The organism is Streptomyces sp. XY006, from assembly GCF_002237655.1.
Taxonomy (GTDB): domain Bacteria; phylum Actinomycetota; class Actinomycetes; order Streptomycetales; family Streptomycetaceae; genus Streptomyces; species Streptomyces levis.
This window is the reverse complement of the sequence record NZ_NOKT01000004.1, coordinates 131315-152832: the sequence shown is the minus strand read 5'-3', so window position 1 is coordinate 152832 and position 21518 is coordinate 131315. Positions and strand designations below refer to the sequence as shown.

The following is a 21518-nucleotide window of genomic DNA, read 5'->3' as shown; positions in this document are numbered from 1 at the left end:
ATGCCGGGTTGGAAGAACGGCGGCTCGGCCATCGGGTGGGGGAAGCGTGACGGGCTTACTGCTGCTGCGCCTGCGGGCGCATCGGCTGCTCCTCACGTCCGCCCTGCTCGCCGTGGTGGTGACCGCCTCGGTCCTCGCCTCTCTCACGGCCTTCTCCGGTTCCGTCGGGGACGCGGCCCTGCGCGGCACGCTCGGCGGCCGGTCGGCGGCCTCCGCGTCCCTCGTCGTGGAGGCGGACGTGCCCCGGGAGCGGCGGGAGGCGGCGCAGCGGGCCGTGGTGCGCGAGGCGCGGGAGGCGTTCGGCGGGCTGCCGGTGACCGTGCGGCGCCTGGAGCGCTCCGGTCCGTACGCGCTGCCCCGTTCCCTCCAGGACGCCGACGGCCGCGCGGGCGAGCCCGACCTCACGCTCCTCGCCGCCCTGGACCGGTCACGGATCAGGCTGGTCTCGGGGGCCTTCCCGGGCCCGGCCGGCCGTACCGCGGCGGTTCCCGTGGCCCTGCCCGAGGCGGCCGCCGAGCGGCTGGGGCTGCGAACCGGCGCGCGGCTCACGCTCACCGACCGGCTGGGCGGCGATCCGCTCCGGGTGAGGGTGACCGGCGTGTACCGGGCGGCCGACGGCACCGACCCGTACTGGCAGGTGGACACGCTCGGCGGCCAGGGCGTGCGCACCGTCGCCTTCACGACCTTCGGGCCGCTGCTCGCGGACACCTCGGTGCTCGCCTCCGGGCGCGTCTCCGAGGACGGCACCGGCTGGGTGGCGACGGCCGACTACCGGACCTTCACGACCGACGGCATCGGCGCGCTGCGCGCGGCGACCGTCCGCGGGGCAGCGGCGCTGCGCGAGGAGCCGGCGCTCGGGGGCGGCGCGGACGTGCGCACCGGCCTGCCCGAGGTGCTCGACCGGACCGAGCGGGCGCTGCTGGTGTCCCGCTCCACGCTGCTGATCGTCTCCGTGCAGCTGGTGCTGCTCGCCGGGTACGCGCTGCTGCTGGTGGCGCGGCTGCTGGGCGGTGAACGGGCGGGCGAGACCGAGCTGTTGCGGGCCCGGGGCGCCTCGCGCGGCCGGATCGTGGGGCTGGCGGTGCTGGAGGCGCTGCTGCTCGCGGTGCCGGCCGCGGTCGGTGCGGCCCTGCTGTCCGGCCCGCTGGCCCGGCTGCTGGCCCGGTGGTCCGCGCTCGACGGGATCGGGCTGCGGCTCGGCACGGTCCCGTCGGGCGGGGTGTGGCTGGTCGCGGGCGGGGTGGCGGTGGTGTGCGCGGCGGCGGTCGTGGCGCCCGCCCTGGCGGCGACGGCCGGGACGACGGTGCGGCTGCGGCGCGTCCGTGCCGCGACGACGGCCGCACCCGTGCGGGCGGGAGCCGATGTGGGGCTGCTGCTGATCGCGGGCGTGGCGTACTGGCAGCTGGAACGGCAGACCGACGCGTCCGGCGGCGGGGCGCTCAGCCGCGACCGGGCCGGTGAGCTGGGCATCGATCCGCTGCTGGTCGCGGCGCCCGCGCTGGCGCTGCTGGCCGGCACGGTGCTGACGCTGCGTCTGCTGCCGCTCGCGGCCCGGCTGGCGGAGCGGCGGTCCGCGAAGGGACGCGGCCTGCCGGCGGCGCTGGCGGGCTGGCAGTTCAGCCGGCGGCCGCTGCGCGGGGCCGGTCCGGTGCTGCTGCTGATCGTGGCCGTGGCCACCGGGATGCTGGCGATCGGGCACGGCGCCTCCTGGGACCGCTCGCAGGGCGACCAGGCCGACTTCCGCACGGGCGCGGCCGTACGCGTCCTCGACCAGCGTCCGGGCGGCCCCGGGCAGACCGGTCTGTACGCCGCGCTGCCCGGGGCCCGGGACGTGGCTCCCGCGCACCGCACCACACTGTCCCTGTCCGGCGACCGGGAGGCGACGGTGCTCGCCCTCGACACCGCGCACGCCCGGGACGGGATGCTGCTGCGCGGTGACCTCGCCGACGAGTCCCCCGAGCGGCTGCTGCGCCACCTGGCGCCGCCCGCGCCCGACCGGGACCGGGCGGTGCGGCTGCCCGACGGCACCCGGCGGCTCGCCCTCGACGTGCGGATCGCCGACACACGGACCCGGACGGGACGCTCCCCCTCGCAGCGCGCGCCCGTGCTCACCGCGGTCGTCGAGGACCGGTACGGCATCGGCTACCGGCTGGGCGCCGGGACGGTCCCGGTGGACGGCCGGACGCACCGGCTCACGCTGGAGCTGGACGTGACGGCGGCGGGCCGTCGGGCCGCCCCGGCCGGACCGCTGCGGCTCACCGGGGTGCAGCTCGACGACACCACGCCCGCCGGCCGCCCCGAAACGCACCGGCTCACCGTCGAACGGCTGCTGGCCACCGGCCCCGACGGCTCCGCGCGGGCCGTCCCCGTGCCCGCCGGGACCCGGTGGCGCGGCGACCGGTCGGTCACGGACAACGGCGAGGTCCTCGCCCGTTCCGCCGTGCGGCCGGACACGTCCGGCACCGCGCCCCTGACCGTGTCGTACGGCACCGGCGCCGACGCCGACGAGAGCACCGGCACCGCGCCGGTCCACAGCGTCCGCCTGTCCACCGCCGGGGACGCCGTGCCGGGGACCCTGGCCGCCGTCGCGACCCGGGACTTCCTGCGGGCGGCGGGAGCCCGGCCGGGCGACACCGTGGACGTGCCGCTGTCCGGGGAGCAGTTGCGGGTGCGGATCGTCCGGGCGGTCGAGGCGCTGCCGACGACGGCCACCGGCCTGGACGGGGAGGACGTGGACGGTGGGGCGCTGCTGCTGGATCTGCGGGCCGTCGACGCCGTGCTGGCGCGGCGGGCCAGCGCACCGCTCTCCCCCACCGAGTGGTGGGTGAGCACCGCTCCGGGAAGGGCCGCCGAGGTCGCCGCCGCGCTGCGGGCACGCCCCGACCTCGCGGCGGAGCAGGTGCTGGTGCGGGACGAGACGGCGGCCGAGCTGCTGCGGGATCCGCTCGGGGCCGGGCCGCGCTCGGCGCTGACGGCGGTGTCGGTGGCCGCCGTGGCGCTCGCCGCCGGAGGGTTCGCGGTCAGCGCCGCCGGGGCGCGGCGCGAGCGGGCCGGGGAGTTCGCGGTGCTGCGCGCCCTGGGCACGCCCCGCCGTGACCTCGCCCGGCTCGTCGCGACGGAGCAGAGCCTGCTCGTGGGGGCCGGGCTGCTCGCCGGGCTCGGACTCGGTGCCGTGCTGACCCGGGCGGTCGTACCGCTGATCGTGCTGACCTCGGGTGCCGCGCGGCCGGTGCCGCCGGTGCTCGTCGCACTCCCGCCGGACCGGCTGGCCCTGCTCCTGGCCGGGGTGGCCGCGCCGCTGCTGCTGATCACCGCCGCGTCGGCGCTGCGCCGCGCCGAACCGGCGGTCGTGCTCCGCCACCAGGGGGAGGACTGAGGATGCCGTCGGACACGCGGGGCGCGCCCTGGGTGCGGACCCGGTTGCGGACCGCACCCTGGTCCGCCGTCGCCCTCTCGGTGCTGGTCCTGGTCTCGGCGTTCCTCGCGGCCGTGCTGCCCCGGGCCGTCGAGGCGTACGAGACGGACGGGCTGCGCGACGCCGTCGCGGGGGCGGCGCCCGAGGCCGCCGTGCTGGAGCTGAAGGCACCCCCGCCCGGGCTCGAACTGCCCGACGAGGCCCGCGCGGAGGCGGTCCGCCCGGCGGCGCTCGCGGCGGTCGGCGCCCGGGCGCGGGCGCTGCTGCCCGCGCCGCTGCGGGCGGACCCGGCGCAGTCGGCGTACGGCGTGCGGACCGCCGAGAGCCTGGAGGGGCTGGACGCCGCGCTGCCCCGGCCGGACGGGCTGCCGCCGCGCTTCACCCTGCTCGCCCAGTCCGCGGCGGCCGCCCACGCCACCGTGCGGGAGGGCCGGCTGCCCACCGCCGGCCGGGTGGGGGTGGACACCAGGACGGTGGAGGGCGCCGTGACCCGTGAGACTGCCCACGCACTGGGGCTGCGGGCCGGGTCCACGCTCACCCTGGCCGGCTACCCGGACCGGCCGCTGACCGTGCGGATCACCGGCGTGCTCGAACCCCGGCATCCGCAGCGCAGTTACTGGTCGGCGGAGCCCGTCCTGCGCACGCCGGGCCTGGTCAGCACCACGGGTCGTCCACCGCAGTTCTACTGGGAGGCGGGCGTCCTGCTCGCGCCGGGGGCGGCGCCCGCGCTGCTCGGCGGGCGGGGCGAGCCGGAGCGGTACTGGCGGTTCGCGCCGGCGACCGGCCGGCTCACCGGCGCGGACGCCCCGGCGCTCGTCGCGGCGGTCGCCTCGCTGGAGGACGGGCCCGGGCTGGTGGCGCTGCGCGGGGTCGCCGGGCCGGTCGCGCAGCTGTCCACCGGCCTGGAGCAGGTGGTCGGCGCCTACACCGCGACCCGGGACGCGATCGCGCCGGTGGTCGCCGTCGCGGCCTTCGGGGTCGCCGCGGTCGCCGCCGTCGTCCTGGTGATGAGCGGGGGCCTGGCCGCCGCCCGCCGCGACGCCGAACTGGCCCTGCTGCGCGCCCGGGGCGGCTCCCTGCGCGGCATCGCCGGGCGGCTGCTGGCCGAGACCGCGGTGCCCGTGGTGCCCGCGGCGGCCTGCGGTCTGCTGCTCGCGCTGCTCGTGGTGGACGGGGGCCGGCCGCTGCCGGCCGTCCTCGGGGCGGGCGCGGTGGCCCTGCTCGCCTGTGCGGTGCTGCCGGTGCGCGCGGTGGTGGCGCATCGCCGACCGCGGGCGCACCGGGAGCGCGACGACCTCGCCCACGCCAGGCCGGGCGGACGCCGCCTGGTCGCCGAGCTGACCGTGCTGGTGCTGGCCGCCGGCGCGGTGGCGGCGCTGCGCCGCCGGGGCACGGAGGGGCCGGGCGATCTGCTGGTGAGCGCCGCGCCGGTGCTCGTCGGGGTGGTGGCCGCGCTGGTCCTGGTCCGGCTGTACCCACTGCCGCTGCGGTGGGCCGCCGGCCCGGCCGGGCGGCTGCGCGGCGTGGTCGGGTTCCTGTCTCTGGCCCGCGCGGGCCGCGCCCCGGCGGCGGTCGCCGTACTGCCGCTGCTCGCCCTGCTGACCGCCCTGACGACGGCCGCGTTCGGCGGGTCGGTGCTGGCGGGCGTGGCGGACGCCCGCGACCGGGCCGCGCTGCTGGCCACGGGCGCGGACGCCCGGCTGGAGACGGCCGACGGCACGCTCCCGCCGGAACTGGCCGGGGCGGTCGGTGAGGTGGCGGGCGTACGGCAGGTGACGGCGGTGGACTTCGCGTACGCCGCGGAGCGCGCCTCCGACGAGACGCGCTCGCTGCCTGTCATCGCGGTGGAGCCGGACAGCTACGCGTCGGTGGCCCGGCTGACCGGGCTCGGCGGGTTCCCGGCGGACCGGCTGGGCTCGGCGGACGGGGTGCTGGGAGCCGTCGCCTCGCCCGGGGTCGCCGAGCGGTTCGGGCGGGCACCGCGCCGGATCGTGACCGACACCGGTGCCGTCACCGTGCGGGTCACCGCCGTGAACCCGCGCACCCCGGCGGCCCCGGAGGGCGAGTTCCTGCTGGTCGACGCGGCGGGCCTGAAGGGCCTCGGCGGCCCCACGACCCTGCTGGCGGCCGGCGCCGGACTCGACGCGAAGGCGCTGCGCGCCGCCGTCCGCGACGCCGGGGCCGGCGTCTCCGTGACCCTGCGCGCCGAGGAACGCGCGGCGCTGTCCGGCTCCCCGCTGCAGGCGGGCGCCGAGCGCGTCTACCTCTGGGCCGTCGTCGCGGGCGCGGTATACGCGGTGCTCGCCCTGGTCCTGGGCCTGCTGCGCACCGCCCCGGAGCGGGCCGCGCTGCTGGCCCTGCTGCGCACCCTGGGCCTGACGACCCGCCAGGGCCGGCGGCTGCTCGGCCTGGAGGCGCTGCCGCAGGCCCTGCTCGCGGCCGGCGGGGGCATGGCCGTCGGCTGGGCCGCGGTACGGCTGCTCGCCCCCGGCGTCGACCTCGACCGGCTCGCCCTGTCCGGCGCGTCCGGCGGCTCGGTGCCCGGGGGTGCCGTCCTGCGGACCGACCCGTGGTCCCTGGTCCTGCCGGGCGCGGTCACGGTCCTGCTGGCCGGGGCGGTGGCCGTCACACAGGCCTGGTGGGCGGGGCGCCGGACACCGATCACTCACCTCAGGGCGGGAGACACGCGATGAGCGGTACGACGGATTCGCTCGCGGAGCTGGAGCGGCGGGCGGCGCACCGGCGGGACCGGCCCGCGTACGGGCACGACGCCCTGATCGCCTGCGACCGGCTGGTGCGGATCTTCGCCAAGCGCGGCGGCGGGGACGCCGTGGAGGTGCAGGCGCTGCAGGGGCTCGATCTGCTGGTGCGCGAGGGCGAGTTGATGGCCCTGGTGGGGGCGTCCGGCAGCGGCAAGTCGACGCTGATGAACATCCTCGCGGGCCTGGACGTCCCGACCGCCGGCTCCGCGAGGGTCGCGGGCCGCGATCTGCTGACGATGGACGCCAAGGCGCGGCTGCGCTACCGGCGCGAGGTGGTCGGCTTCGTCTGGCAGCAGACGGCCCGCAATCTCCTGCCGTATCTGACGGCCGCGCAGAACGTCGCCCTGCCCCTGCAGCTGGCGGGCCGCCCGCGCCGCGAACGGGCCGCCCGGGCCGCTGAACTGCTGTCCCTGCTGGGCGTCGCCGACTGCGCCGAGCGGCGGCCGCGGCAGATGTCCGGCGGCCAGCAGCAGCGCGTGGCGATCGCCGTCGCCCTGGCCAACGCCCCCGCGGTGCTGCTCGCGGACGAGCCGACCGGCGAGCTGGACTCGGCGACCGGGCGGCAGGTCTTCGCGGCGTTCCGCCGGGCCAACGAGGAGCTGGGCACGACGATCGTCGTCGTCACCCACGACCAGGCGGTCGCCGGAGAGGTCCGCCGCACGGTCGCCATCCGCGACGGCCGCACCTCCACGGAGGTCCTGCGCCGCACGGAGGTCGACGAGACGGGCACCGAGTCCCTGGTGGCCCGCGAGTACGCGATGCTCGACCGCGCGGGCCGCCTGCAGCTGCCCGCCGAGTACACGGCCGCCCTGGGCATGCGGGACCGGGTGCTGCTGGAGCTGGAGGACGACCACGTCCAGGTCTGGCCCGACGGGAACGGCACCGGCGACCGCGACGGCACCCCAGACCTCGACCGCGACCGCGACCCCGACCCCGACCCCGACCCCGACCCCGAGGGGAACGGCTGAGGACGTGCGACGGCGCCTGCCCGGTCGTCCGGTCGGGGACAGTGGGGCAGGCGCCGTCGGTGTTCCGCACGCCTTTGTGCGGGACGTTCTGGTGGGGTGCGCTCAGACCATCAGCGCGCGGTCCGTCGGGCGGATCGGGGCCGGCAGGTCGCTGGCACCGGTCAGGAAGCGGTCGACGCCCTTGGCGGCCGAGCGGCCCTCCGCGATCGCCCAGACGATGAGCGACTGGCCGCGGCCGGCGTCACCGGCGACGAACACGCCCGGCACGTTGGTCTGCCAGTCGGCGTCGCGGGCGATGTTGCCGCGCTCGTCGAGCTCCAGGCCGAACTGCTCGACCAGGCCGTTCTCGCGGTCGGTGCCCGTGAAGCCCATCGCCAGCGTCACCAGCTGGGCGGGGATCTTGCGCTCGGAGCCCGGCTTGGGCGTCAGCTTGCCGTCGACGAACTCCACCTCGGTGAGGTGCAGCCACTGGACGTTGCCGTCCTCGTCGCCCTCGAAGTGGGTCGTCGAGACCGAGTAGACGCGCTCGCCGCCCTCCTCGTGGGCCGAGGTGACCTTGTACAGCATGGGGAAGGTCGGCCAGGGCTGGTTGATCGGGTGCCGGTCGTCGTTCGGACGGGGCATGATCTCCAGCTGCGTGACGGAGGCCGCGCCCTGGCGGTGGGCGGTGCCGACGCAGTCCGCGCCGGTGTCGCCGCCGCCGATGACCACGACGTGCTTGCCCTCGGCCGAGATCGGGGGCGCCACGAAGTCGCCCTCCTGGACCTTGTTGGCCAGGGGCAGGTACTCCATCGCCTGGTAGATGCCCTTGAGCTCGCGGCCGGGCACCGGCAGGTCACGGGCCGTGGTCGCGCCGACGGCCAGGACGACCGCGTCGTAGCGCTTCTTCAGGTCCGTGGCCTTCAGGTCGCGGCCGATCTCGACGCCCGTGCGGAAGCGGGTGCCCTCCGCGCGCATCTGCTCGATACGGCGGTTGATGTGCCGCTTCTCCATCTTGAACTCGGGGATGCCGTACCGGAGGAGGCCTCCGATGCGGTCCGCGCGCTCGTAGACGGCGACGGTGTGACCGGCGCGGGTCAGCTGCTGGGCGGCGGCCAGGCCGGCCGGGCCCGAACCGACGACGGCGACGGTCTTGCCGGACAGGCGCTCCGGGATCTGCGGGGCGACGTCCCCGGTCTCCCACGCCTTGTCGATGATCGAGACCTCGACGTTCTTGATGGTGACCGGCGGCTGGTTGATGCCGAGCACACACGCCGACTCGCAGGGAGCGGGGCACAGACGCCCGGTGAACTCCGGGAAGTTGTTCGTCGCGTGCAGCCGCTCGGAGGCGGCGGCCCAGTCCTCGCGGTAGGCGTAGTCGTTCCACTCGGGGATGAGGTTCCCGAGCGGACAGCCGTTGTGGCAGAACGGGATGCCGCAGTCCATGCACCGGCTGGCCTGCTTGCTGATGATCGGCAGCAGGGAGCCGGGGACGTAGACCTCGTTCCAGTCCTTGACGCGCTCCTCGACGGGGCGGGACTTGGCGACCTCGCGCCCGTGGTTAAGGAAGCCCTTCGGGTCAGCCATTGATCGCCGCCTCCATCATCTTCTCGTGGGTCTCGGTCTCGGAGAGACCGGCTCGCTCGGCGGCGTCCTTGGCGGCGAGCACTGCCTTGTACGTGCTGGGGATGATCTTGCTGAAGCGCTCGACGGCGGTGTCCCACTCGGCCAGGAGCTTCTCGGCGACGGTGGAGCCCGTCTCCTCCTGGTGGCGGCGGACCACGTCGTGCAGCCACTGCTTGTCGGCGTCGTCCAGCGCCTCGACCGCGTCGAGGTTGCCGACGTTGACGTTGTCCCGGTCGAGGTCGATCACGTAGGCGACGCCGCCGGACATGCCGGCCGCGAAGTTGCGGCCCGTCTCGCCGAGCACCACCGCGTGGCCGCCGGTCATGTACTCGCAGCCGTGGTCGCCCACGCCCTCGGAGACGACCGTCGCGCCGGAGTTGCGGACGCAGAACCGCTCACCGGTCTTGCCGCGCAGGAACATCTCGCCGCCGGTGGCGCCGTAGCCGATGGTGTTGCCGGCGATGACGCTGTACTCGGCGAGGTGGTCGGCCGCGCGGTCGGGCCGGACGATGATCCGGCCGCCGGACAGGCCCTTGCCGACGTAGTCGTTGGCGTCGCCCTCCAGGCGCAGCGTCACACCGCGCGGCACGAACGCGCCGAAGGACTGGCCGGCGGACCCGGTGAAGGTGATGTCGATGGTGTCGTCGGGCAGGCCCGCGCCGCCGAACTTCTTCGTCACCTCGTGGCCGAGCATGGTGCCGACCGTGCGGTTGATGTTGCGGATCTGCACCTGGGCGCGGACCGGCTGGGCCTCGGTGGCGTCCGAGGCGGCCAGCGCGTCGGCGGCCAGCTTGATCAGCTGGTTGTCGAGCGCCTTCTCCAGGCCGTGGTCCTGCGCGATCACCTGGTGGCGCACCGCGCCCTCGGGCAGCTGGGGCACGTGGAACAGCGGCTCCAGGTTCAGGCCCTGCGCCTTCCAGTGGTCGACCGCGCGGGTCACGTCGAGGGCCTCGGCGTGGCCGACGGCCTCCTCGATGGAGCGGAAGCCCAGCTCGGCCAGGAGCTCGCGGACCTCCTGGGCGATGTACTGGAAGAAGTTGACGACGTACTCGGCCTTGCCGGTGTAGCGCTCGCGCAGCACCGGGTTCTGCGTGGCGATGCCGACCGGGCAGGTGTCCAGGTGGCAGACGCGCATCATGACGCAGCCGGAGACGACGAGCGGCGCGGTCGCGAAACCGAACTCCTCGGCGCCGAGCAGCGCGGCGATGACCACGTCGCGGCCGGTCTTCAGCTGGCCGTCGGTCTGCACGACGATGCGGTCGCGCAGGCCGTTGAGCAGCAGGGTCTGCTGGGTCTCGGCCAGACCGAGCTCCCAGGGACCGCCGGCGTGCTTCAGCGAGGTGAGCGGGGAGGCACCGGTGCCGCCGTCGTGGCCGGAGATGAGCACCACGTCCGCGTGTGCCTTGGACACACCGGCGGCGACCGTGCCGACGCCGACCTCGGAGACCAGCTTGACGTGAATGCGCGCCTGGGGGTTGGCGTTCTTCAGGTCGTGGATCAGCTGGGCGAGGTCCTCGATGGAGTAGATGTCGTGGTGCGGGGGCGGCGAGATGAGGCCGACGCCGGGCGTCGAGTGCCGCGTCTTGGCGACCCACGGGTAGACCTTGTGGCCGGGCAGCTGGCCGCCCTCGCCGGGCTTGGCGCCCTGGGCCATCTTGATCTGGATGTCGTCGGAGTTGACCAGGTACTCGGAGGTCACGCCGAAGCGGCCGGAGGCGACCTGCTTGATGGACGACCGGCGGGCCGGGTCGTACAGGCGCTCCGGGTCCTCGCCGCCCTCACCGGTGTTGGACTTGCCGCCCAGCTGGTTCATGGCGATGGCGAGGGTCTCGTGCGCCTCCTGCGAGATGGAGCCGTACGACATGGCGCCGGTGGAGAAGCGCTTGACGATCTCGGAGACGGGCTCGACCTCGTCGATGGAGATCGGCTGCCGGTCCGACTTGAAGCCGAACAGGCCGCGCAGCGTCATCAGCCGCTCGGACTGCTCGTTCACGCGCTCGGTGTACTTCTTGAAGATGTCGTACCGGCCGGAGCGCGTGGAGTGCTGGAGGCGGAAGACCGTCTCCGGGTCGAACAGGTGCGGCTCGCCCTCGCGGCGCCACTGGTACTCGCCGCCTATGTCGAGCGCGCGGTGCGCCGGGGCGATGCCGGAGGCCGGGTAGGCCTTGGCGTGCCGGGCGGCGACCTCCTTGGCGATGACGTCGATGCCGACGCCGCCGATCTTGGTGGCCGTGCCGTTGAAGTACTTGTCGACGAAGGCCTCGTCGAGACCGACGGCCTCGAAGACCTGGGCGCCGCGGTAGGAGGCGACGGTCGAGATGCCCATCTTGGACATGACCTTCAGCACGCCCTTGCCGAGGGCGTAGATGAGGTTGCGGATGGCCTTCTCGGGCTCGATGCCGGGCAGGAAGGTGCCGGCGCGGACCAGGTCCTCGACGGACTCCATCGCCAGGTACGGGTTGACGGCGGCGGCGCCGTAGCCGATGAGCAGGGCGACGTGGTGGACCTCGCGGACGTCGCCGGCCTCGACCAGCAGGCCCACCTGGGTGCGCTGCTTGGTGCGGATGAGGTGGTGGTGGACGGCCGCGGTGAGCAGCAGCGACGGGATCGGCGCGTGCTCGGCGTCGGAGTGGCGGTCCGACAGGACGATCAGGCGGGCGCCGTTGCCGATGGCGGCGTCGGCCTCGGCGCAGATCTCCTCGATCCGCGCGGCCAGCGCGTCACCGCCGCCGTGCACCCGGTACAGGCCGGACAGGGTCGCGGCCTTGAAACCGGGCATGTCGCCGTCGGCGTTGATGTGGATGAGCTTGGCCAGCTCGTCGTTGTCGATGACCGGGAAGGGCAGCAGGACGCTGCGACAGGAGGCCGCGTTCGGGTCGAGCAGGTTGCCCTGCGGGCCCAGGGACGAGCGCAGGGAGGTGACGAGCTCCTCGCGGATGGCGTCCAGCGGCGGGTTGGTGACCTGCGCGAACAGCTGCGTGAAGTAGTCGAAGAGCAGGCGCGGGCGGTCCGACAGCGCGGCGATCGGCGAGTCCGTGCCCATCGAACCGATCGGCTCGGCACCGGCCTTGGCCATCGGCGCGAGGATGACGCGCAGCTCCTCCTCGGTGTAGCCGAAGGTCTGCTGGCGGCGGGTGACCGAGGCGTGGGTGTGGACGATGTGCTCGCGCTCGGGCAGGTCGGACAGCTCGATCTCGCCGGCCTCCACCCACTCCTGGTAGGGGTTCTCGGCGGCGAGCTGGGCCTTGATCTCGTCGTCCTCGATGATGCGGTGCTCGGCGGTGTCGACGAGGAACATGCGGCCGGGCTGCAGGCGGCCCTTGCGGACGACCTTGGCCGGGTCGATGTCCAGGACGCCGACCTCGGAGCCGAGGACGACGAGGCCGTCGTCGGTGACCCAGTAGCGGCCGGGGCGCAGGCCGTTGCGGTCGAGGACCGCGCCGACCTGGGTGCCGTCGGTGAAGGTGACACAGGCCGGGCCGTCCCAGGGCTCCATCATCGTGGAGTGGAACTGGTAGAAGGCGCGCCGGGCCGGGTCCATGGAGTCGTGGTTCTCCCACGCCTCCGGGATCATCATCAGCACGGAGTGCGGCAGGGAGCGGCCGCCCAGGTGCAGCAGCTCCAGGACCTCGTCGAAGGAGGCGGAGTCGGAGGCGTCCGGGGTGCAGATCGGGAAGATCCGGTCGATCGCCTTGCCGTCGGAGCCGAACAGGTCCGAGACGAGCTGCGACTCGCGGGCCACCATCCAGTTGCGGTTGCCCTTGACGGTGTTGATCTCGCCGTTGTGCGCGACGAAACGGTACGGGTGTGCGAGCGGCCACGACGGGAAGGTGTTCGTCGAGAACCGGGAGTGCACGAGCGCGATCGCGGAGGCGAAGCGGCGGTCGGACAGGTCCGGGAAGAAGGGCTCCAGCTGGCCGGTGGTCAGCATGCCCTTGTAGACGATCGTGCGGGCCGACAGCGACGGGAAGTACACCCCGGCCTCGCGCTCGGCGCGCTTGCGCAGCACGAAGGCCTTGCGGTCGAGGGCGATGCCCTCCGAGGTGCCGTCGGCGACGAAGAGCTGCCGGAAGGCCGGCATCGTCGAGCGGGCGGTGGCGCCCAGCAGCTGGGGCGCGACCGGCACCTCGCGCCAGCCGAGGACGGTCAGGCCCTCGTCGACGGCGATCGTCTCGATCTGCGAGACGGCCTCGTCGGTGCCGGCCTCGGGCAGGAAGGCGATGCCGACGGCGTAGGCACCGGCCGCGGGGAGTTCGAATCCGGCCACGTCACGGAAGAAGGCGTCCGGGACCTGCGCCAGGATGCCGGCGCCGTCGCCCGAGTCGGGCTCGGAGCCGGTGGCACCGCGGTGTTCGAGGTTGCGCAGGACGGTCAGAGCCTGCTCGACCAGGGTGTGGGACGCCTCGCCGGTGAGGGTGGCGACGAAGCCGACGCCGCAGGCATCGTGCTCGTTGCGGGGGTCGTACATACCCTGCGCAGCAGGGCGAGCATCCATGAAAGACCAGTTCTGGCCATTCGCGGAGTGCTGGGACGGCTGGCGCGGCGTACGCATCGGCTCTCCCGTCGTCGTCATGTGGCATGTGCAAAGGTGCCGAGGGACGACGTTGGCCCTCGCGTGATCGCAAAATTTCGTGCAGGTTACATGATGGAGCGGTTCTCGGGAACCGGGATAACCCGTTCCAGCATGCGGACACCGGGGGCTCGCGGCGGGGGTACCGCGACGACGGTGGAAGCTATGGGGGGCCTGTACGGAACGACCGGGTGAGATCGATGCCCGTCGGGCCCGGGGGCGGGACAGGCGTCTTCGCCCGCCCGCCGGGGGCACGCGCGGGCCTCATTGCCCGCAGCGCTTACGGCTCATGCCCGGTGGTCGCACATCCGAAACCCGCGAGTAACGGTTACTTATGCGGCCGCTCGCATAAGTCCGAGCCGCGCTATCCTACGGCCGTTCCGAACAGGGTGCCCAGGGCGTACGTCACACCGGCCGCCGCGCCGCCCAGCAGAAGCTGGCGCAGACCGCTGTACCACCAGGTGCGCGCCGTCACCTTGGCCACCACCGCGCCGCACAGGAAGAGCCCCAGCAGCGCCAGCAGCACGGCCGGCCACATGCTGCTCGCACCCAGCAGATACGGCAGGACGGGGACGAGCGCACCGAGCGCGAAGGAGCCGAAGCTGGACACCGCGGCGACGGTGGGCGAGGGCAGATCGCCGGGGTCGATCCCCAGCTCCTCCCGGGCGTGGATCTCCAGCGCCTGCTCGGGATCCTTCGACAGCTGCCGGGCCACCTCGCGGGCCAGCGCCGGCTCGACCCCTCGCGCCTCGTAGAGGGCGGCCAGCTCGGCCTCCTCGTCCTTGGGGTGCTTGCGCAGCTCCCGCCGCTCCACGTCGAGTTCGGCCTCGACGAGCTCGCGCTGCGAGGCCACGGAGGTGTACTCGCCGGCGGCCATGGAGAAGGCGCCGGCGGCCAGACCGGCCAGTCCGCTGAGGACGACGGTCTGCTGACCGACCGCCCCGCCCGCGACACCGGTCATCAGGGCCAGGTTGGAGACGAGGCCGTCCATCGCGCCGAACACCGCGGGACGCAGCCAGCCGCCGTTGACGTCCCGGTGCGTGTGATTGTCCCGGTGCGCCTCGTGCAGCGTCGCCTCGGTCTCGATGATGGCCATGAAAAGAACCCCACTCCCCTACTTTGGATCCGTTCCAGAGTTTTACAACACCAAAACTACGCCTCGGATTCCGCCCCCGCCAGCAAGGAAAGGCTGGGCTAACCTGGGGGTTTACCGATTTCCGCTCACTTGATCATCACCTCGCGCAGATGTCGACCGGGTGATGCTGGGGCTCCTGAGGCTCGGCGCGGTCGTCGCAGTGGGACACATGCCGGTATGGCATCGATCGCCTGCATCCCCTCCGTCCCGGCGCCCGGGGACGCCGCCGGACTCCGCGCACGGGCCCGGGGCGCACTGCTGGGCCTGGCCGTCGGTGACGCCCTCGGGGCGCCGGCCGAGAACATGAAGCCGTCCGAGATCCGCGCGCGGTGGGGCCGTATCACGGGCTACGTGGCCGACGAGCCGTCCGGCACGGACGACACCGAATACGCCCTCTTCTCGGCCCTGCTGCTGGCCCGGCACGGCTCCGCGCTCACCCCGGCCCACGTCGAGGCGGCCTGGCACGAGCTGATCGCCGACCGCGACGAGGGCCCCTTCCGGGGCGCCGGCTTCAGCGAACGCGGCACGCTGGAGAACCTGCGCCGGGGCCTGGCCGCCCCCATCTCCGCCCAGCACCGGCACGCCTGGAGCGACGGCCTCGCCATGCGTGCGGCCCCCTTCGGGGTGTTCGCGGCGGGCCGTCCGGCGGAGGCGGCCCGGCTGGTCGCGATCGACGGCTCGGTGAGCCACGACGGCGAGGGCATCCTCGGCGGCCAGGCGGTGGCGGCGGGCGTCGCGGCGGCCATGGCCGGCGCGACACCGATCGCGGTGGTGGCCGCGGCCCTCGCGGTCGTGCCCGACGACTCCTGGACGGCCCGCAGCCTGCGCCGTGGCGTGGCGGTCGCGCACCGCGGCGAACGCGCGGTCCGCTCCGCGGTCGTCATCGGCGGCTATCCCTGGACCGACCTGGCCCCCGAGGCGGTCGCCCTCGCGTTCGGCGCGTACGCGGCGGCCGACGGCGACTTCGAGCAGTCCGTCCTGACCGCGGTGAACATGGGCCGCGACGCGGACACGACGGCGGCGGTCGCGGGCGCGCTGGCCGGCGCGACCCGGGGCGTCTCGGCCATCCCGCCGGCCTGGGCGGCGGCCATCACCCCGGCCCGGGGCTCCTGCCTCCCGGCGATGGCGGGCCACCACGTCCTGGACGCGGCGGACCTGCTGACGGCGGCGGCACCGGCGGGCAACGCCCTGGCGGCGGCCGACGGAACGGAGCCCCCCGCATGACGACACCGGACCTGGCACCCCACGAACCCCCCAAGCCCCCCATGCCCCCCACCGACGAGATCACCGTCGCCGCCCCGCCCACGCGGGTACCCCCCGCAGCCGCCGACGGCGAGGTCGCCCCACGGGAGACCAGGGCCCCTCAGGTGACCGTCACGGGCGGTGCGCGGGTGGGAGACAGAAAGGCCGAAGGCCTCCTGCTCGGGCTGGCCGCAGGAGACGCCGCCGGCTGGCCCGCCGCCCGCCACCGAGCCGCCCGCATGCCCGACTGGACCCGCCGGCTCACCCGCGAACTCGACACCTTCGCCGAGCACAACGCGACGACCACCCTCCCCGTCCCCATCGCCCTGAACCAGCCCCCCGAACCCCTCCGCCTCGGCCCCTCCGACGACGCCGAATGGGCCGCCTTCGCCGCGGAGGCCCTCCTCCTCGCCGGCGACGACACCGTCCTGAACGACCTCGGCCGGGACCGCCGCACCCGCGCGGCGATCGACCTCACCTGGAACGCCCTCGCCAGCGAGGTCGCCGCCGCGGCGGACCGCGCCCCGGAGATCGAGTCCGCCGTCCTGCCGCTGCGCGCCCGCATCTCCGTCCGCGCCGGCCTCGGCAATCTCGCCACCGGCCTGCGCCCGCCCGCCACCGGCCACGACAACCCGCACTACTTCGACGACGCCGCCTGCGTCCGCGCCTGCGTCCTGGCCGTCGCCCACCCCGGCGACCCCCGGCGCGCCGCCGACCTCGCCGAGTTCGACGCCCGCTACACCCAGGACGGCGACGGAGTCCACGGCGCCCGTGCCATGGCGGCGGCCCTCGCGCTCGCCCTGGCCGGGGCGCACGTCGACGCCTGCGTCACGGCCGCCCTCGCCGAACTGCCCGAGGAGACGGAGATCGGCCGCAACGCCCGGCACGCCCTGCGGCTCGCCGCCGGCGCGGACGGCGCCTTCGCCCTGGTCCCGCCCCTGGAGCACCAGATCGTCGACCACGTCTACAGCTACGGCATCGCCGCCGCCGAGACCGTGCCGGTCGCCCTCGCCCTGGCCACCGCCGCCCGCGGCCGCATCGCCGAGGCGGTCCCGGCCGCGGCCTGCCTGTCCCGGGTCGCGGACTCCGCCCCGGCCCTGGTCGGCGCCCTCACCGGGGCCGTCGGCGGTGGCGCGTCGATCCCGGCCTCCTGGCGCGACACCTGCCGCACCCTCTCCGGCTGCGCCCTGCCCCGCCTCACCGGCACCGACCTCGTCGAACTCGCCGGGCTCCTGGAAGCCGTCCAACCGGCCCGCCCCGGTGGATGATGCGGCCATGAGCCCCAAACCGCACCAAAACGCCACACTCGACGAGCGCATCACCGGCGCCCTGGTCGGAGCGGCCGTCGGCGACGCCCTCGGCGGCCCCGTCGAGGGCTACTCGCCCGAGCAGATCCTTCAGCGCCACGGCGGCCGCGTCCACGGCGTCGTCGGCCCCTGGCACGGCGACGACTGGCGCACGGCCCGCCCCCTGGCCCCGTACCACAAGGGCGACGGCCACGTCACCGACGACACCTTGATGACGCACGCCCTGATCCGCGTCTACGCCCGGGTCCGCGACCACCTCGACGCCTACGCGATCGCCGACCACCTGGTCCCCGACCTGATGACCGAACCCCGCTGGATCCCGGAACTGGAGACCGAGGCACTCCCCCTTCAGCGGATCTTCCTCGCGGAGAAGTGGCTGGTCACCAGGCTCCACTACGGTCATGCCGACCCGCGGGAGGCCGGCACCGGCAACATCGTCAACTGCGGTGCGGCGATGTACATGGCTCCGGTCGGCCTGGTCAACGCGGCCGACCCGCGCGCGGCCTACGCCGAGGCCCTGGACGTCGCCGGCGCGCACCAGTCGTCGTACGGCCGTGAGGCCGCCGGCGTCCTGGCCGCGGCGGTGGCAGCGGCCTGCACCCCCGGGGCCACCCCCGACTCGGTCGTCTCGGCATGCCTGTCCCTGGCGAAGGACGGCACGCGCACGGCGATCGAGCGCGTCTGCGCGGAGGCCTCCCGCCACACGGAGTTCGAGTCGGCCCTCGGCCCCCTGCGCGAGGCGGTCGCCCCCTTCGACACGGTCGGCCCCGACTACCGCGCCCCCTCCCTGGGCGCCCGCCGCCCGTCCCGCCTTCACGCGATCGAGGAACTGCCCGTCGCCCTGGGCATGCTGCTCATCGCGCGCGGCGACTACCGGCACGCGGTCCTCGGTGCCGTGAACTACGGCCGGGACTGCGACTCCATCGCCACGATGGCGGGTGCCCTGGCCGGAGCCCTCGGCGCACCGGTCCCGCAGGACTGGGCCAAGACCGTCGCGGAGGCCAGCCGCCTGGACCTCTGGGAACCGGCGACCACGCTGGCGCGGGTGACCCGCGAGATCTTCGCCCGGGACGTCACCCGCCGCCGCACCCACGAAGCGGCCTTCGCGTCCCTCGGAGGCCAGGAATGCTCCGACTGACCTGGGTCCAGCCGGAAGACCTCCTCGGTCACGAACTGCGCCAGGCGGCCCAGGACGGCCGCCAGCCGAAGGCGGTCGCCGCCCGCTGGCGAGCGGCGGGCGGCCCCGAAGCCCCCACCACCGCGGGCGCCTCCCCCACCCCGGTCTCCCGCTACCTGCGCCGGCTGGCCGCGGACCTCCTGGACGAACTGGCGGACCTGCCCAGCGCGTTGGCGGACGACGAACCGACGGACCTGGAGCGGATCAGGGCCGTGTGCGCCGGCTGGCCGGAGCCCGCCCCCGCCCGGGCCACCTCCCCCCAGCGCCTCGAAGCCGCCTGGCTGGGCCGGGCCGCGGGCTGCCTCCTCGGCAAGCCCGTCGAGAAACTCCCCCTGGAAGGCATCCGCCGCCTGGCCCGGTCCACCGGCAACTGGCCCCTGTCCACCTGGTTCACGGCACGGGGCGTCCCGGCGGAACTCCTCGCCGCACACCCCTGGAACCGCCGCTCGGCGGCCACCTCCCTCGCCGAGAACATCGACGGCATGCCCGAGGACGACGACCTCAACTACCCGCTCCTCAACCTGATCCTGCTGCGACGGCACGGCAAGGACTTCACCACCGCGGACGTGGCCCGCACCTGGCTCGACGAACTCCCCGCCGGCCGCACCTTCACCGCCGAACGCGTCGCCTACCGCAACCTCCTCAGCGGCCTTGAACCCCCGCAGACGGCCCGCCACCGCAACCCGTTCCGGGAGTGGATCGGCGCCCTGATCCGCGCCGACGTCCACGGCTGGACCCACCCGGGCGACCCGGGCGCCGCGGCCGCACAGGCACACCGGGACGCCACCCTCACCCACACCGCCAACGGCGTCTACGCGGCGATGTTCGCGGCGGCCGCCATCGCCACGGCCGCGACCGGCACCGCCGACGTCCACACCTGCCTGCGCACCGGCCTCACGGTCGTCCCCCCGCGCTCCCGCCTCGCCCGAGCGGTCCGCCAGGCCATCGAACTGGCCCGTGAGCACACCGACTTCGACACCGTCGTCGACGCGCTCCACGCCGCCCACGCCGGCACCCACCACTGGGTGCACGCCGTCCCCAACACCGCGCTGATCGCCGCCGCCCTCACGCACGCGAACGGCGACTTCACGGGATCCGTCTGCCGTGCGGTGAGCGGCGGCTGGGACACCGACTCCAACGGCGCCACGGCGGGCGGCATCGCCGGCCTGCTGGCCGGGCACCCCGCCGCGCTCCCCGACCGCTGGACGGCCCCGTTGAAGAACCGCCTGTCCACCTCCGTCGGCGACTTCGACGGCATCGGCTTCGACACCCTCGCCCACCTCACCCACCGGGAGACCCGCCGCTCATGACCGCTGCCCAGCCCGCGCCCCTCACCGGCCTGCGCGTCCTCGACCTCGCCACCCTCTTCGCCGGCCCGATGGCCGCCACCCTGCTCGGCGACTTCGGCGCGGAGGTCATCAAGATCGAGCACCCGAGGAAGCCGGACCCCTCCCGCGGTCACGGCCCGTCGAAGGACGGCATCGGCCTGTGGTGGAAGACGCTCGGCCGCAACAAGCGGACCGTCACCCTCGACCTGTCCCGGCCCGGCGGCCGGGCCACCCTCCTGCGCCTCGCCGCCACCGCCGACGTGATCGTCGAGAACTTCCGCCCCGGCACCCTGGAGAAGTGGGACCTGGGCTGGCCTGAGCTGTCCGCCGTCAACCCCCGTCTGGTCCTGGCCCGGGTCACCGGCTTCGGCCAGTTCGGCCCGTCCGCGCACCGGCCCGGCTTCGGCACCCTCGCCGAGGCGATGAGCGGCTTCGCCGCGATCACCGGCGAGCCGGACGCGCCCCCGACGCTGCCGCCGTTCGGCCTGGCCGACGCCATCGCCGGCCTCACGACAGCGTACGCCGTGATGACCGCCCTGGCCGCCCGGGACCGCACGGGCGAGGGCCAGGTCGTCGACCTGGCCCTGATCGAACCGATCCTGGCCGTCCTCGGCCCCCAGCCGCTCTGGTACGACCAGCTGGGCCACGTCCAGCCCCGCACCGGCAACCGCTCCCCCAACAACGCCCCGCGCGGCGTCTACCGCACCGCGGACGGCACCTGGGTCGCCGTCTCCACGTCCGCGCAGTCGGTCGCGGAACGCGTGATGCGCCTGGTGGGACGGCCGGAGCTGATCGACGAACCGTGGTTCGCCACCGGCGCCGACCGCGCCCGCCACGCCGACGTCCTGGACGAGGCCGTCGGCTCCTGGATCGCCGAGCGCACCCGCGCCGACGTCCTGGCGGCCTTCGAGAAGGCGGAGGCGGCGGTGGCCCCGGTCCAGGACGTCCGGGACGTGATGACGGACCCGCAGTACCAGGCCCTGAACACCATCACCACCGTCGACGACCCGGAACTGGGCCCGCTGCGCATGCAGAACGTGCTCTTCCGCCTGTCCGCCACGCCCGGCGCGATCCGCTGGGCCGGCCGCCCGCACGGCGCGGACACCGACGAGGTCCTGACCGAACTCGGCCTGACCGAGACCGACCTCAAGGAGCTGCGCACCGAGGGCGTCCTGTGACGGCGGCACCCCCGCTCACCTGGCTCTACGCGCCCGGCGATCGCCCGCAGGTGGTGGCGAAGGCCCTCACCAGCGGTGCCGACGTCGTCATCGTCGACCTGGAGGACGCGGTCGCCCCCGACCGCAAGGCCTACGCCCGCGACGCCACGGCCGACCTGCTCGGCGACCAGCCGCCGGTCCCGGTCCACGTCCGCGTCAACGCCCTGGACAGCCCCTGGGCCGAACCGGACATCGGCGCCCTCGCCGAAGCCCCGGGCCTGTCCGGTCTGCGCCTGCCCAAGGTGACCTCGGCAGCCGGGATCACCCACATCGCCCACCGCACGACAGCGGCGCTGTACGCCCTGCTGGAGTCCGCCCTCGCGGTGGAACAGGCCTACGCCGTCGCCACGGCCCATCCGAACCTGCGGGGCATCGCGCTCGGCGAGGCGGATCTCCGCGCCGACCTGGGGGTCCGGGACGACACCGGCCTCGACTGGTCGCGCTCCCGGGTGGTCGTGGCCGCCCGGGCGGCGGGGCTGCCCCCTCCGGCGCAGTCGGTCCACCCCGACATCCGCGATCTGGAGGGCCTGGCCGCCTCCTGCGCCCGCGGCCGTGCGCTGGGCTTTCTGGGCCGGGCCGCGATCCATCCCCGCCAGCTCCCCGTCATCGAACGCGCCTATCTGCCCACCGGGGACGAGATCGAACGGGCGGAGACGGTCCTCAAGGCGGCGGCGGCCGAGCAGGGCGCCCAGGCCCTGCCCGACGGCCGCTTCGTGGACGCGGCGGTGGTGGCGGCGGCCCGGCGCACCCTGTCCCTGGCGGGCCGCCACTGACATGCCGAGGGCGCCCGGT

General features: G+C 75.0%; 12 protein-coding genes. 9 read left to right on the top strand and 3 right to left on the bottom strand.

The genetic code is table 11. From position 1 onward, the window contains the following. Positions 1 to 46 precede the first annotated feature (46 nt). Genes CHR28_RS06785 through CHR28_RS06775 form a run of 3 tightly spaced genes read left to right on the top strand, consistent with a single transcriptional unit; the run spans position 47 to position 7145 of the window. Positions 47 to 3376, top strand: coding sequence for an FtsX-like permease family protein (locus CHR28_RS06785; protein WP_094052561.1), 3330 nt, complete (start codon positions 47 to 49; stop codon positions 3374 to 3376). 2 nt (positions 3377 to 3378) lie between these two features. Further along, positions 3379 to 6108: a hypothetical protein gene (locus tag CHR28_RS06780; RefSeq protein ID WP_094052560.1), complete on the top strand. Its 2730-nt coding sequence runs from the start codon at positions 3379 to 3381 to the stop codon at positions 6106 to 6108. After that, entirely contained in the window at positions 6105 to 7145 is a 1041-nt protein-coding gene (locus tag CHR28_RS06775; protein WP_094052559.1) for an ABC transporter ATP-binding protein, read from the top strand. The genes CHR28_RS06780 and CHR28_RS06775 overlap by 4 nt, the downstream gene beginning before the upstream one ends. A gap of 102 nt (positions 7146 to 7247) precedes the next feature. Here the strand turns inward: CHR28_RS06775 and CHR28_RS06770 are convergent, their stop codons facing one another. From CHR28_RS06770 to CHR28_RS06760, 3 genes are all read right to left on the bottom strand, one after another. Further along, entirely contained in the window at positions 7248 to 8711 is a 1464-nt protein-coding gene (locus tag CHR28_RS06770) for a glutamate synthase subunit beta (protein ID WP_094052558.1), read from the bottom strand. Continuing rightward, on the bottom strand, positions 8704 to 13302 hold the full coding sequence (gene gltB, locus CHR28_RS06765; RefSeq protein WP_179272344.1) for a glutamate synthase large subunit: 4599 nt from the start codon (positions 13300 to 13302) through the stop codon (positions 8704 to 8706). Before gltB ends, CHR28_RS06770 begins: the two co-directional genes overlap by 8 nt. A gap of 382 nt (positions 13303 to 13684) precedes the next feature. Beyond that, complete coding sequence (locus CHR28_RS06760; protein ID WP_094052556.1) at positions 13685 to 14416, bottom strand: VIT1/CCC1 transporter family protein; 732 nt, start codon at positions 14414 to 14416, stop codon at positions 13685 to 13687. A 216-nt stretch (positions 14417 to 14632) separates the two neighbouring features. On the opposite strand from CHR28_RS06760, the gene CHR28_RS06755 reads away from it, so the two are divergent. From CHR28_RS06755 to CHR28_RS06730, 6 genes are read left to right on the top strand one after another with little or no spacing between them, the layout of a single operon-like run. After that, a complete protein-coding gene (locus CHR28_RS06755) occupies positions 14633 to 15679 on the top strand; it encodes an ADP-ribosylglycohydrolase family protein (RefSeq protein ID WP_094052555.1) in 1047 nt (348 codons plus the stop codon). Continuing rightward, complete coding sequence (locus CHR28_RS06750) at positions 15676 to 16965, top strand: ADP-ribosylglycohydrolase family protein (RefSeq protein WP_256984147.1); 1290 nt, start codon at positions 15676 to 15678, stop codon at positions 16963 to 16965. The genes CHR28_RS06755 and CHR28_RS06750 overlap by 4 nt, the downstream gene beginning before the upstream one ends. 7 nt (positions 16966 to 16972) lie before the next feature. Beyond that, positions 16973 to 18142, top strand: coding sequence for an ADP-ribosylglycohydrolase family protein (locus CHR28_RS06745; RefSeq protein ID WP_094052554.1), 1170 nt, complete (start codon positions 16973 to 16975; stop codon positions 18140 to 18142). Further along, positions 18130 to 19491: an ADP-ribosylglycohydrolase family protein gene (locus tag CHR28_RS06740; protein ID WP_094052553.1), complete on the top strand. Its 1362-nt coding sequence runs from the start codon at positions 18130 to 18132 to the stop codon at positions 19489 to 19491. The genes CHR28_RS06745 and CHR28_RS06740 overlap by 13 nt, the downstream gene beginning before the upstream one ends. Further along, positions 19488 to 20687, top strand: coding sequence for a CaiB/BaiF CoA transferase family protein (locus tag CHR28_RS06735; RefSeq protein WP_094052552.1), 1200 nt, complete (start codon positions 19488 to 19490; stop codon positions 20685 to 20687). Before CHR28_RS06740 ends, CHR28_RS06735 begins: the two co-directional genes overlap by 4 nt. Then, a complete protein-coding gene (locus CHR28_RS06730) occupies positions 20684 to 21499 on the top strand; it encodes an HpcH/HpaI aldolase/citrate lyase family protein (protein WP_094052551.1) in 816 nt (271 codons plus the stop codon). Before CHR28_RS06735 ends, CHR28_RS06730 begins: the two co-directional genes overlap by 4 nt. Positions 21500 to 21518: the final 19 nt, after the last annotated feature.

Bases quoted from the DNA above. Each gene is read 5' to 3' on its own strand.
- CHR28_RS06780 (WP_094052560.1), top strand. From the start codon at position 3,379: ATGCCGTCGGACACGCGGGGCGCGCCCTGGGTGCGGACCCGGTTGCGG.
- CHR28_RS06775 (WP_094052559.1), top strand. From the start codon at position 6,105: ATGAGCGGTACGACGGATTCGCTCGCGGAGCTGGAGCGGCGGGCGGCG.
- CHR28_RS06770 (WP_094052558.1), bottom strand. From the start codon at position 8,711: ATGGCTGACCCGAAGGGCTTCCTTAACCACGGGCGCGAGGTCGCCAAG.
- gltB (WP_179272344.1), bottom strand. From the start codon at position 13,302: ATGCGTACGCCGCGCCAGCCGTCCCAGCACTCCGCGAATGGCCAGAAC.
- CHR28_RS06760 (WP_094052556.1), bottom strand. From the start codon at position 14,416: ATGGCCATCATCGAGACCGAGGCGACGCTGCACGAGGCGCACCGGGAC.
- CHR28_RS06755 (WP_094052555.1), top strand. From the start codon at position 14,633: ATGGCATCGATCGCCTGCATCCCCTCCGTCCCGGCGCCCGGGGACGCC.
- CHR28_RS06750 (WP_256984147.1), top strand. From the start codon at position 15,676: ATGACGACACCGGACCTGGCACCCCACGAACCCCCCAAGCCCCCCATG.
- CHR28_RS06745 (WP_094052554.1), top strand. From the start codon at position 16,973: ATGAGCCCCAAACCGCACCAAAACGCCACACTCGACGAGCGCATCACC.
- CHR28_RS06740 (WP_094052553.1), top strand. From the start codon at position 18,130: ATGCTCCGACTGACCTGGGTCCAGCCGGAAGACCTCCTCGGTCACGAA.
- CHR28_RS06735 (WP_094052552.1), top strand. From the start codon at position 19,488: ATGACCGCTGCCCAGCCCGCGCCCCTCACCGGCCTGCGCGTCCTCGAC.